We start from the raw sequence: 13,035 nt of genomic DNA on the forward strand, positions 1-13,035 counted from the left end.
AGAAAAGCCTTATATTTGCACATGAATTAACAAGACGGGGCATTAGCTCATCTGGCTAGAGCGACAGACTGGCAGTCTGTAGGTGATCGGTTCGAGTCCGATATGCTCCACCAATAATAAATTAAGCGGTTACAAAACAAGTAGCCGCTTTTTTTATTGATAAAAATCGTTTTGTTTTGGCGTTTTGTTGCATTTGGTGACGCAAATTTGACGCAAATAATAACGCTGTTGCGTTCATTGCATTTCCGGTTTAACACCCAGTTTAACCTTACCTCCCAAACCTCGCTAGAACCGCAGCCTTATCAAACAAAATTAGGCAGTTACCTAAAAAGATAACTGCCTAATTTTGTGAGCCGAAAGCCGGACTTGAACCGGCGACCTACGCATTACGAATGCGTTGCTCTACCAGCTGAGCTATTTCGGCAACATTTGTTTCTTTATTTCGGGCGCAAAGATACAGGGTTTATTTGACATCTGCAAGAAGATTCGCTAAAAAATCATCTAAATCTGCATCTAAATCTTTTAATAGAGGATCGTCCAGACGAAGCATATCATCATCGATGAAGAGAAGTTCCTCTATTACAACAAAATCCTCATCGGTCAAGCTAACAGAAAGAGGCTTCATGAATCGGGGGACGTCAAAAATATTCTTGGTAGACAAGATCGTAAGAACCGCCTTCACCGAAGCGGCAACCCGCTTATTGAATGCGTTCTCCTCCTCGTTCGAGTTCACCCAATCGAAGATAACGATCTTTTCGATCAAATGCTCCTCATCATCATAAATTTGCAGTTCCCCGCTTTCCGCATCAGCCTGCACATATAAGTCGCTTATAAAATTACCGGACTCATCCTTGGCCAGCTTTTCAACAGCCGACGTAAAAGCGTTCTCGATGAGGGATTGAACCTTTGCCATATTTGCGTTCATATATTAATTCTCCTTTATTCGAATATGCGTCAAAAGTAATAATAATTCACCGAATAACGCCGTTAATCCTCACCAAATTGCACATTTAGTTTCTTATCGGAACGAATTCGTTCGGCCAACGCCTGTACATAGAGTTCCAATAATTTGGTACTCTTATCATTATCACCATTATTACGCTTGAATAAATCGTATGATTTATGAGCCCACTCATAGGCTTCTTTTAAAGCTCCTCTCATCTCATGGCATAGGGCCAGATTAGAGGCCGCCTTCGCCCGGCTTTTCCAGTTTTCCGTACCCCGGTAAAGCCCGGACCAACGATCTTCCGCCATATCCCATTTCTCATTAGCCGCATAAGCGGAAGCCTCTTTCCAACGTGAACCCATTCCGGTAAAGTACCAACGAGTCTCCTTCTCCCAATGAGGAACAAAATTAGCGTAGACCTTCGCCCCGAAATATTTACCGGCCCCACGCAAAGCATTCTCCGGAGAGGGCAATACCTTATCCAAGATCGGCATATAATCCGCACTTTCCGCCCAATAAATACTATCTTTCATATGTACCGTCGCCAGTGGAGCCTCACGATCGGGAACGTAACTGCGTATCACGCCAGCCATCTGCACGTCGATCATTCCCATTACATACCCTTCGCCCAAGGTACCTACGCTTTTCTTCATATCGAACAGCAAGCGGTCGATGGAGATAACCGCATCGGCACCGGTCTCATCGCATAGCGACGCTACTTGCCCTTGGGTAAGTTTCGTATCCAGAAACGCCTGATTATCTTTTCGAACCGCATCATGGTAAAGCAATACGTCGTTAAAATAAGAAGCCTCCACGATAGCCTCCCCTAAAGTACGGCAAGCGTCAAACAGCGCACTATCCGCTTTCGCTTTGCAAGTATCTTGCCTCTCTCCCTGCAAGGTGTATTCGTAACCCGCATCCTCCGGTTGGGGGACGGCATTGTTTACGATAAGTACCTTGGCGACATTCTCAGGAAACGTCACCTCCGCAGGATTATACGTCTCGATACCTACATAATTAATCGTGCTACAAGCGGACAACAAACCCGCTATGCCTATAAAAAGAATGCTTCTCATCTTCATCTATTTAAAAGGGGGCGATTTACGCCCCCACATTATGTCAAATCACTCACAGCCTTGAAATAGCCGATAGACTCCGCGATCCCCAAGAAGGGGTCTTTCATGTCTTTCTCGTATTCCAAGCTACACATTCCCGTGTAATTAACTTCCCGCATCATACGGATCAGCGCAGGAAAGTCGATCTTTCCACGACCGATCTCGATCCCGACTCCCGCCTTCGAAGAATCCGTCACGTCCTTGATGTGCATATCGAATACCCGGGTATGGTATTTCTTCAAGTCGGCGACAGGATCACAGCCGTTTCGCAAGTCATGCCCGACATCCAGACACATACCGATACGGGGGTCTAAATCCTTCGTATGCTCCCAAACGTCCGTAGCATCGGGATACGTCTTAATATCAGGACCGTGCAAGTGGATAGCGTAATGAAAATCATACTCCTTCACTTTTTTATCCACATAGGGTAAAAGCTCGTAATTCGGGACACCGACGATTAACTTCACTCCTACCCGCTTCGCATAATCAAACGCACGATCTATCTCTTCCTCACTCTTCATATAAATAGGACCTACGGCATATCCCGTCACTTTATGGGCAGCGCATTTATCATGAAAAGCCCTAATCTGCTCATCCGTACTATTCAACGGCAAATGGAAATCCTTGATGCAAAGATAATGGATATCTAATCGTTCCAACGTCTTCAACGTCGTATCTAAATCAAAATTAACGAAAGTATATCCCGCCATTCCCAGATGGAACGGGTTTACGGCCTTCGGGGCTTTTGGCTTTACAGGGTCCGGCAAAGCGGCCCGGGCGATCGTGGAGGTACCTAATAAAAGGGCACCCGCCAATCCTTGTTTAAAAAATGTACGTCTTGAGTGTTTCATGGTCTATTACAATATTATATATAATGTATACTGTTTATCTTGGGAAAATAACGCTAAAGGTAGAGCCTACCCCTTGCTGGGAAGTCACTTCTATACGACCGCCGAGCTTTGTGACCAAAGCCTTGGAGATAGCCAATCCCAAGCCGACTCCATTGGTCCATTGCGTCAACTTGACAAAACGATCGAAAACCCGTTCCAATTGGTCGTCCGGGATTCCCTCGCCTGTATCCGTCACATAAAAGCGGATTTCCTGCTCCGTCACGTCATACCCGAAGCAAATATAACCTTTTTTCGTGTGCTTGATAGCATTCGTCAATAAATTAGTGAGGACTTGCGTTAATCTACTCCGATCGGTATAAAGCGTAAAAGGTTGGCAATCATCCAATCGAAGTTCTACATTTTCGGGCATACGTAATAAAATGATACTATAGATATCTTTCATTAAAGCCTTCATTTCATGATTCGCCAAAACGAAAGTCAACGTATTCGACTCGATTTTCGATATATCCAATACGTCTTCTATCAAGCGTTGCAACAATTCATTATTACTTTGTATAATATTGGAGAGTTCATGACGAGTTTCCGCATCTTCCTCATCGGCGATCACCTGCGAGAATCCGACGATGGCGTTCAATGGCGTCCTGATCTCATGATTCATGTTTGCCAAGAACGCAGATTTCAGGTGATCCGCCTCCTCCGCTTTCTCTTTTGCGATCTTTAATCGTATCCCCGCACGATGACGGGCATAGGCGACTATACCCAAGCCCGCACATAGTAACAACACCAAGACAAATCCTCCTCGAAGCATCAAGATACGGACACGCGACTTTTCCGCCTCTAGCTCCAGTTTCTTACTTTGTATCTCTAGTTTTTCCACCTCTCGTTGGGTTTTCAACTTCGCTAAATCCTCGTAATATTTTACCCGCATAATCGAGTCGTGCACTTCTTTAGAATCTCTGTAAGCCCTAGCCGCTTCCATCCCTCTTCCAAGCTTATAATAGAGATCCGCCTTAAAATCCTCCACTGAGACCCAATCACTAAAGCGTTTCTTATCCAAGAGCATTAGTTCCAATTTGTTCGCCAAATCAATGGCCTTCTCATATTTCCCCGCTAAAGCGTAATAATTCATCCAAAGGAATTGAGGCAGGATTTGCTCGGCATTCATATTATTCTTCTTTTCGATATCCTCCATCATCCTCAAGTGCTGATAAACCAAGGAAGGCTCTTTTTCCGCCACGTAATACTGGGCCGAGTAATAATGATAGCGATCTTTTAAAAAAGCGACAGTATGTTCCGCATCCAATTGAGTAATGTCCTCTTTCTCGCACTCTTGTATGCAAGAATCCAATTTATTCAAATACTCCAATCGCAAATCCTTCGTAAGCAACAGCCGTAACACGTAATACCAACGCATCCTAGAGGCATTACGTTCTTCCATGCGAGATAAGATCTCCCGGCTTAATTGAATACCCTCCTCATCCAATCCTATATTAAAATAGAAATTCGCTAAAGCTTGGTTTGCCATATCCACCCCATCCGGATAATTAAAATAGGTCGCAAGATTCCTCAAGCTATCCACCTCCCGGATTACCAATCCCTGCATCCCCTCATTCGCTAAAGAATAGATATTCCATCCTTTCGCCCTACATAATTCCTCGATCCGGTTTGTCGCGATGAAAAGGGGTTCCGCTATTTTCAAATATATTCGCAAGCTATCCGGATCTTGCATATAGTAATAACGCATCAAGAATAGTAAGGCATTTCCTTTGTAATAATCGTTACGTTGCCTCTGTGCCTCTTCTAATAGCAAATCCGCATATACTTTATATACTTTGTTATGCGTATTGGCATAAAGTAATTCGTTCAAGCGTATTAGTTTACTACTATCCGGCAAAACCTTGATTTCTCTTCGTAAGCTATCGACAAACGTGTCACCTTTCGCCCTATCCGGAATAAGCAAAGTTAGAATCAACGTCCAACAACCAATAAAAAACAATCTCTTCATATATACCTTGAAAAGTTAGCACGACTATCCATTATTCAATGCCCGGCAAGTTAATAAAAATTTAAATGCCAAGACATCAACATAAACAAGTTTAATATCACATTTTCAACTTATACAACAAAAAGCCTATATCAACCAAAAAAAGATTGATATAGGCTCTTATTTCAAAGAAACGGCCGTTCTATTTATTTTGTCAAGGCAGCGATACTTTCCTCGATAGACTTAATCTTCGATTCGGCATCGGCTTGCTTTTTCTTCTCCATCTCGATTACTTTCGCCGGGGCTTTGCTCACGAAGTTCTCATTGCCTAATTTCTTCATGACAGAAGCCAAGAAACCTTTTTGGTATTTCAATTCTTCTTGAAGCTTAGCCAACTCTTCCTCCACATTGATCAGATTGCCTAAAGGTACGGCATATTCAGTCGTACGGACCAAGAACGATACAGCACCGGCCGCTTTCTCCTCTACCTTGGAGATGGAAGAGAGATTGCACATCTTAGCGATTACGGCGTTGAACGCCTCATTGTGCTCACCCACGATCTGTAATTCCAACGCGTCCTTATTCGGTATATTCTTTTGCAAACGAATGGTACGGACACCGCCAACGATCTCTTTCACGATCTCGAAAGCATCCAAATAAGCGCTATCTATAACCGCTATTTCCGGCATTTGGGCAACCATCAAGCTCTCACCTTCCTTGCGAGGCTCAAGGGCTTGCCATAATTCCTCGGTAATAAACGGCATGAAAGGATGAAGCAAACGAAGCAAGGCATCGAAGAAACCTAACGTAGCCTCATAAGTAGCCTTGTCGATCGGCTGCTGATACCCCGGTTTTACCATCTCCAGATACCATGAGGAGAACTCATCCCAGAACAATTTATAGACAGCCATCATCGCTTCGCTCAGACGATATTTACTGAAAGAGTCGTCTACCTCGGCAATCGTCTTATCCAGCTGCATCTTGAACCATTTCACGGCGATAGCGGAAGCCTCCGGCTGAGCGATCGTATCGTCTACCGTCCAGCCCTTCACCAAGCGGAAAGCATTCCATATCTTATTATTGAAGTTACGTCCTTGCTCACACAAAGCATCATCGAAAGGAATATCATTTCCGGCAGGAGCCGCAAGCATCAAGCCCATACGCACGCCGTCCGCACCGTATTGCTCGATCAATTGCAACGGATCGGGAGAGTTTCCTAAAGATTTGGACATCTTACGTCCCAGCTTATCGCGAACGATACCCGTAAAGTAGACGCTCTTGAACGGCATTTTCCCTCTGTACTCATAGCCGGCCATAATCATACGGGCTACCCAGAAGAAGATGATATCCGGTCCGGTTACCAAATCACTGGTCGGATAGTAATAATTGATTTCCTCGTTATCCGGGTTATTGATACCGTCGAACAGGGAGATCGGCCACAACCAAGAGGAGAACCAAGTATCCAATACGTCCTCGTCCTGACGCAAATCAGACATGGTCAGATTCGGGTTACCACATTTCTCTTTCGCCAGTTCCAAAGCTTTCTCTTCCGTCTCGGCTACCACGTAACCACCTTCCGGCAAGAAGTAAGCCGGGATACGGTGTCCCCACCAAAGCTGACGGCTGATACACCAGTCCTTGATATTCTCCATCCAATGGCGGTAGGTGTTCTTGAACTTCGGCGGATAGAACTTGATATCGTCCTTCATGACCGGCTCCAAGGCGATCTGGGCTAGATGTTCCATCTTCAAGAACCATTGCATAGACAATTTCGGTTCGATAGGCACGTTCGTACGCTCCGAGAAACCCACCTTGTTCTCGTAAGCCTCTACCTTCTCCAAAAGACCGGCGTTACGCAAGTCTTCCTCGATCTGCTTGCGGACATCGAAACGATCCATGCCCACATACAGGCCGGCAGCCTCGCTCAACGTACCGTTATCGTTAAATATATCGATAGAAGGCAAATTATATTTCTCGCCCAGCATATAGTCGTTTACATCGTGTGCCGGGGTCACTTTCAAACAGCCCGTACCAAACTCTATATCCACGTAATCATCCTCGATCACCGGAATCTCACGGCCTACCAGCGGAACGATCACTTTCTTTCCTCTCAGATGTTGGTTCTTCGGGTCGTTCGGGTTGATACACATCGCCGTATCTCCCATAATCGTCTCCGGACGGGTAGTAGCGACAACAGCGTATCCCTCCTCGCCTACGATCTTATAGCGAAGATAGTACAGCTTGCTATGCTCTTCCTTATAGATAACCTCCTCATCGGACAGGGCCGTCAGCGCCTTAGGGTCCCAATTCACCATACGCACGCCCCGGTAGATCAAGCCCTTCTTATATAGATCGACAAAAACCTTGATGACACTTTCCGAACGTTTCTCGTCCATCGTGAACGCCGTACGATCCCAATCGCAGGAAGCCCCCAATTTACGAAGCTGCTTCAAGATGATACCGCCATGCTCTTCTTTCCATTCCCAAGCGTGCCGCAAGAACTCGTCGCGAGTCAGATCGGTTTTCTTGATTCCTTGCCCGGCCAAACGATTCACTACCTTCGCCTCCGTAGCGATCGAGGCATGGTCCGTACCCGGTACCCAACAAGCGTTCTTACCCATCATACGGGCACGGCGAACCAAGATATCTTGGATCGTATTGTTAAGCATATGTCCCATGTGCAATACGCCGGTGACGTTAGGGGGCGGGATTACAATCGTATACGGCTCACGGCCGTCTGGCTTTGACTTAAAGAAGCCGTTATCCAACCAATACTGATACCACTTCCCCTCTACTTCAGCGGGATTGTACTTACTAGCGATTTCCATATTTTTATAACTAATTAGTCTTTACACATTTCTCGATCCGCGAAAGTACAAAAAATATAGACAAAAAACGCTGAGTATCGGGAAATATAGTCGGCCGAGACAATAGGCATTCTCTCTCGGACAAACCACTATTCTATAAACCACGGCATGGTTTGTAAAGACCAAGTCGTAGATTATATAGATCACGACGTGATTTATAAGGACCACGCCGCTATTTTGAAAATAGAGTGAATGGCAATTACTTTTACATCCGGGGATTTGAAGGTTTATTCCTATAACAAGCAAACTATTTATAACGGTTTTTCTATTCCGCACTATTGCAGTTTCGCGTAAATGCCTGTATCTTCGCGTACTATAAAAAATAGATATGAGAAAGCGATCTGAGTATAAAGGAGGGGATAATCGACGTAAACCCTCTAAAGAACGACAGGTAACGGTGGGTGAAAGTAACACTTTGCTACCTTTCCTGTTCGAGTTATTAAAAGAACAAAGCCGTTCATCCGTGAAAGGATTATTGAGCAGGGGACAGATCTCGGTAAACGGGAAAGTCACCCGGCAGTTCGATGCCCCGCTGAACCCTAACGATACGGTCGGGATCAACTATGGAAGAGGGAAGGTGGAATTCAACAATCCGTTACTTAGAATTGTTTGGGAAGATGATGACCTCATCGTGATCAACAAGCGGGAAGGTTTGCTATCCGTATCTACCGATCGTATCAAAGAGCGTACGGCCTACCGTATACTGAGCGATTACTTGAAAGAATGCGACCCTCGCAACAAGATATTCGTCTTGCACCGTCTGGACCGAGACACATCGGGTATCATGATGTTCGCCAAGAACCAGAAGGTAAAAGAGCAACTACAGTCCAACTGGAGCGAGGCTATCACGCAACGGACCTACGTGGCCGTGATAGAGGGACGACCGGAGAAAGACACGGATTTGATCGTATCCAACCTCGTGGAGAACAAGCATATGCAAGTGTACGTGACACAAGATGGTGACGGGAAGGAAGCGATCACACGCTACCGACTCCTGCAAACGAACAATCGCTATTCGCTCGTGGAACTCGATCTGGAGACGGGACGCAAGAACCAAATCCGTGCGCAGATGCAATCCATCGGCCATCCGATAGCCGGAGACTCTAAATACGGGGCGGAGACAAATCCTGCCGGACGCTTGATGCTCCATGCCCGCAGGCTCTGTTTCATCCATCCGGTAACAGGCGAGGAGATGCGCTTCGAGACACGGATCCCGGAGAAATTCACATCGACAGCAAAGTAATCTATCAATAAAGGACAAAAAATGAAGAAACTCATCAGTTCGATCATGCTGGCGCTAATAGCGCTGGTAGCGCAGGCGCAAATACTTACGCCTGTCAAGTGGAAAATTAAACTAGACGACAAGGGCGGCGCACCCGAGAAAGAGATCGTCTTTACCGCCACGGCGGACAAAGGTTGGCACCTGTATGACATGAACCTGCCGGAAGGAGGTCCTGTTTCTACATCTTTCACATTCGAGACATTGAATGGAGCTGAACTGATCGGTCAACCGGTTCCTTCGGTAAAGCCGACCACGGTTTACGACGAGCAATTTGCCATGAATCTTCGTTGGTATCCGGGTACGGTATCGTTCACCCAAAAACTAAAGGTTACCGATCCCGCTAAATTCAAGGCGGAGGGCGAGGTGGAATTTATGGCTTGTAATGACGAGACTTGTCTTCCCCCGGATCAAATACCTTTCTCTTTCGATAAGAAAAGTATCCATGTAGATCCAGCTCTGGCAGCTAACAGCTCGACTACAGAGGTGGATAAAGAGGACGCCACGGCCATACAGCCGGATACGCAAGTCGTAGCGGAAGAGGCCAGCGAGTTGAACACTCCGGACCCTGCCGCTAAAGAGACACCGGCTACGACATCTCCTAAAGCGTCCGACAGCTTAACCGACAGCCCGAATCTTTGGTCTCCGGTGATCGACCAATTGAAATCGTTCGGCGACTCTACGGTATCTGCGGCAGATACCTCTTGGTTATTCATCTTCTTCGCAGGTTTCTTAGGTGGTTTGATCGCCTTATTGACTCCTTGCGTTTGGCCGATGATCCCTATGACGGTTAGCTTCTTCCTGAAACGTACGAAAGATCGTAAGAAAGCGATTCGCGACGCTATCACCTATGGGTTATCTATTATCGTAATCTATTTGGTGATGGGCTTGTTGATCACCGGTATCTTCGGAGCGAGCGCATTGAATGATTTATCAACGAACGCGATCTTTAATATCCTGTTCTTCTTGCTGTTGGTAGTATTCGCAGTCTCCTTCTTCGGAGCCTTCGAGCTGGTATTACCTGCGTCATGGACTAGCAAATTGGATAGCAAGGCCGATTCGACGACCGGCGTATTGAGTATTTTCTTTATGTCGTTTACGTTGGTATTGGTATCTTTCTCTTGTACGGGCCCGATTATCGGAACCTTGTTGGTACAGGCTGCTTCTATGGGTACGGCGGTAGGACCGGCTATCGGTATGTTTGGTTTCGCCTTGGCGTTATCCATCCCGTTCAGTGTCTTCGCCATCTTCCCGAATATGCTGCAAAGTATGCCGAAATCCGGCGGATGGTTGAATTCCGTGAAGGTCGTATTGGGCTTCTTGGAGTTGGCATTGGCTTTGAAGTTCCTTTCCGTAGCGGATTTAGCGTATGGTTGGCGTTTACTAGACCGTGAGGCTTTTATCGTGCTTTGGATCGTGATCTTCAGCTTATTGGGTGTTTATTTATTAGGAAAGATCAAGTTTAGCCATGATAGCGAAGTAAAATATGTATCTGTTCCTCGTCTGTTCATGGCGATTATCTCTTTCGCTTTCGCCATTTACATGGTTCCGGGACTTTGGGGCGCTCCGTTAAAGGCGATCAGCGCGTTCGCTCCTCCGTTGTATACACAAGATTTCAATCTATACAAAAACGAGGTACACGCCGCGTTCGACGATTATGAATCCGGTATGGCTTATGCCAAGAAGGTAAATAAACCCGTCATGATCGACTTCTCCGGTTTCGGTTGCGTAAACTGCCGTAAGATGGAGGCTTCCGTTTGGACGGATCCTAAGGTGAAGCAAATGCTAGAAAATGATTACGTGCTAATCACTCTCATGGTAGACGATAAGACGAAACTCCCGCAACCCATCGAGATCCAAGAGAACGGAAAGACTCGTAAGCTGAAGACGATCGGTGATAAATGGAGTTATTTGCAACGAAGCAAGTTCGGTTCTAATGCCCAGCCATTCTACATCTTATTGAATGACGAGGGACAGCCGCTCGGACCTTCATACGCATTCAATGAGGATGTTTCCAAATACATCCAGTTCCTTCAAAACGGATTGAAAGAATTCAAGAAAGAACAACAATAAAACAAACAGAGGGCCGGGTTCTACCCTGCCCTCTTTCTTTTACAATCATTATAGAATAAGTAAATAATATGGCAACTAGAGAAGAGAAGATGGAAGCCTTCGGGCAATTACTCGACATTCTGGATGAATTACGGGTAAAATGCCCTTGGGATCGTAAACAGACAAACGAGAGCCTCCGCACGAATACGATCGAGGAAACCTATGAACTATGCGAGGCCTTGATGCGTGAGGATAACACAAACATAAAAAAAGAATTAGGAGACCTATTATTGCACATCGTCTTTTACTCCAAGATCGGCGAGGAAAAAGAAGCTTTTGATATCAAGGATGTCTGCGACAGCCTTTGCCAGAAACTGATTTACCGCCATCCACACGTATTCGGAGATACCTCCGCCGATACCGTTCAAAAGGTAGAGCAAAGCTGGGAGCAGCTTAAGTTGAAAGAAAAGGGGGGTAACAAAACCGTGCTGGAAGGTGTTCCCGCTTCCCTACCTTCCGTAGTAAAAGCGCATCGCATCCAAGATAAGGCCCGTAACGTAGGTTTCGACTGGGAACAACGTGATCAAGTATGGGATAAGGTACAGGAGGAATTTAATGAGTTGAAAACCGAGATAGACAGGATGGACGCAGACAAGATGGAAGCTGAGTTCGGAGATCTCTTCTTTAGCTTGATCAACGCTGCCCGCCTATACAAAATAAACCCGAACAACGCATTGGAACGCACGAACCAGAAGTTTATCCGCCGCTTTAATTATCTGGAGGAACATACGATCCAAGAAGGTCGTTCCTTGAAAGAAATGACATTGGAGGAAATGGACCAACTATGGAATGAGGCCAAGGCCAAAGGCTTATAAAGCAAGGATAAGGGCAAAACAAAAGGGGAACCGACATCACGTCGCCACCCCTCCCTTAACTTAAACGCCAAAACTAAATCTAAACAAAAAACACAAATAATGATAATATTTTACTTTTTCTGTTTTTCTTCCTTTTTATTGTCCCGACCACTCTTCATGAAATTCCGGACAAACTTATATTCCGCATTTCGGTACTTATAGACCTTTTCGGGAGAAAGTATCTTCTTGAATCTCTCAAAATACTCTTTTTCCAACTGTGCCTCTTTTATCTCAACATCCAGACATTCGTCTATCACCTTGTTGTAATCAGCATCTGTCGGATTCTCCTTATGTCGAATTTCTTTTGATAACTTACGATATTCACGACCTACCTCAAATTTTTTCTGTCGCAACTCATTGCATAAAGGAATAAATTGTGCAGCTTCCTCAGGTGTAAGGCCAACTTCAGCCGTAATAAAAGCATTCCGCCTTGCTTCGAATGCTTCTCTATCAAAATGTCTTTGCTCTTTCTTCTCTTGTGCCGTAGCATTGAAAGAGAGCAGAACCGAAATCGCCACAAATGTAATAAAAAATATTTTATTCATACAAGTATTATTACAAAAATCTTCGATAAAATTACTATTTTAAACTTTATTCAGAATAGGAAAGTTCCTCATCTAAGAGATAATTGGCGTACTGAGCTTCCAAATACTCCAAATACTCCTCATCTTCTTCCGCTTCAATAGCGTCTAAAGCCGTTGTCGGGACTTCCGTCCGGACCAGTAAAGAATCAGACGCAGTACTACCATCGGAACCGTTTATTCCCACGATAGCCTTGAAAAACAAACCAAGACCAGCGAATACCGCAGCCATGTACAACCACGGACGAACACGATCCATCAAGGAAATCCGTTTCGCCCTCTCCTCCGGCTTCTCGGGGAGCTGACTCATGATCCGCTCCGTAAGCCCTTCCATATACCCTTCCGGTACAGTGAAAGGATTAGTTCCTTTCAAGCGATCTAGGTTGTTTTCTTCTTTTTTCATACTTTTTCTCTTTTTATATTGCTTTGACAGCGATTCGGGCAAA

General features: G+C 45.4%; 10 protein-coding genes and 2 tRNA genes. 4 read left to right on the top strand and 8 right to left on the bottom strand.

The genetic code is table 11. The annotated features are described in order from the left end of the window. Positions 1 to 36 precede the first annotated feature (36 nt). A tRNA-Ala gene (locus tag NBH07_RS05730) sits at positions 37 to 113 on the top strand. A 238-nt stretch (positions 114 to 351) separates the two neighbouring features. On the opposite strand, the gene NBH07_RS05735 is transcribed toward NBH07_RS05730, so the two are convergent. The 6 genes from NBH07_RS05735 to NBH07_RS05760 form a co-directional block, all read right to left on the bottom strand. Beyond that, positions 352 to 424, bottom strand: a tRNA-Thr gene (locus tag NBH07_RS05735). A 39-nt stretch (positions 425 to 463) separates the two neighbouring features. Beyond that, positions 464 to 925 carry a hypothetical protein gene (locus NBH07_RS05740; protein ID WP_005858768.1) on the bottom strand — a complete coding sequence of 154 codons (462 nt, stop codon included), beginning with the start codon at positions 923 to 925 and terminating at the stop codon, positions 464 to 466. A 62-nt stretch (positions 926 to 987) separates the two neighbouring features. After that, complete coding sequence (locus NBH07_RS05745; protein ID WP_005858770.1) at positions 988 to 2,022, bottom strand: DUF6340 family protein; 1,035 nt, start codon at positions 2,020 to 2,022, stop codon at positions 988 to 990. A gap of 38 nt (positions 2,023 to 2,060) precedes the next feature. Next, positions 2,061 to 2,912 carry a sugar phosphate isomerase/epimerase family protein gene (locus tag NBH07_RS05750; RefSeq protein WP_005858771.1) on the bottom strand — a complete coding sequence of 284 codons (852 nt, stop codon included), beginning with the start codon at positions 2,910 to 2,912 and terminating at the stop codon, positions 2,061 to 2,063. Positions 2,913 to 2,946: 34 nt separating this feature from the next. Continuing rightward, on the bottom strand, positions 2,947 to 4,917 hold the full coding sequence (locus NBH07_RS05755) for a sensor histidine kinase (protein WP_005858773.1): 1,971 nt from the start codon (positions 4,915 to 4,917) through the stop codon (positions 2,947 to 2,949). Positions 4,918 to 5,102: 185 nt separating this feature from the next. Beyond that, positions 5,103 to 7,724: a valine--tRNA ligase gene (locus NBH07_RS05760; RefSeq protein WP_009017033.1), complete on the bottom strand. Its 2,622-nt coding sequence runs from the start codon at positions 7,722 to 7,724 to the stop codon at positions 5,103 to 5,105. A 367-nt stretch (positions 7,725 to 8,091) separates the two neighbouring features. Between NBH07_RS05760 and NBH07_RS05765 the strand changes: the two genes are divergently transcribed. The 3 genes from NBH07_RS05765 (at position 8,092) to mazG (ending at position 11,969) form a co-directional block, all read left to right on the top strand. Next, on the top strand, positions 8,092 to 9,006 hold the full coding sequence (locus NBH07_RS05765) for an RluA family pseudouridine synthase (protein ID WP_005858777.1): 915 nt from the start codon (positions 8,092 to 8,094) through the stop codon (positions 9,004 to 9,006). A gap of 21 nt (positions 9,007 to 9,027) precedes the next feature. Then, the gene (locus NBH07_RS05770) at positions 9,028 to 11,115 is read left to right on the top strand and encodes a protein-disulfide reductase DsbD family protein (RefSeq protein WP_005858779.1); all 2,088 of its coding nucleotides are present in this window, start codon (positions 9,028 to 9,030) and stop codon (positions 11,113 to 11,115) included. Positions 11,116 to 11,183: 68 nt separating this feature from the next. Continuing rightward, on the top strand, positions 11,184 to 11,969 hold the full coding sequence (gene mazG, locus NBH07_RS05775) for a nucleoside triphosphate pyrophosphohydrolase (RefSeq protein WP_156682693.1): 786 nt from the start codon (positions 11,184 to 11,186) through the stop codon (positions 11,967 to 11,969). Positions 11,970 to 12,079: 110 nt separating this feature from the next. On the opposite strand, the gene NBH07_RS05780 is transcribed toward mazG, so the two are convergent. Further along, on the bottom strand, positions 12,080 to 12,553 hold the full coding sequence (locus NBH07_RS05780) for a hypothetical protein (protein WP_156682694.1): 474 nt from the start codon (positions 12,551 to 12,553) through the stop codon (positions 12,080 to 12,082). A gap of 46 nt (positions 12,554 to 12,599) precedes the next feature. Next, positions 12,600 to 12,992, bottom strand: coding sequence for a hypothetical protein (locus NBH07_RS05785; protein WP_009017030.1), 393 nt, complete (start codon positions 12,990 to 12,992; stop codon positions 12,600 to 12,602). Between the last annotated feature and the right edge of the window lie 43 nt (positions 12,993 to 13,035).

The sequence above is a fragment of the Parabacteroides sp. B2-S-102 genome (assembly GCF_023656665.1).
Classification (GTDB): Bacteria; Bacteroidota; Bacteroidia; order Bacteroidales; family Tannerellaceae; genus Parabacteroides; species Parabacteroides distasonis.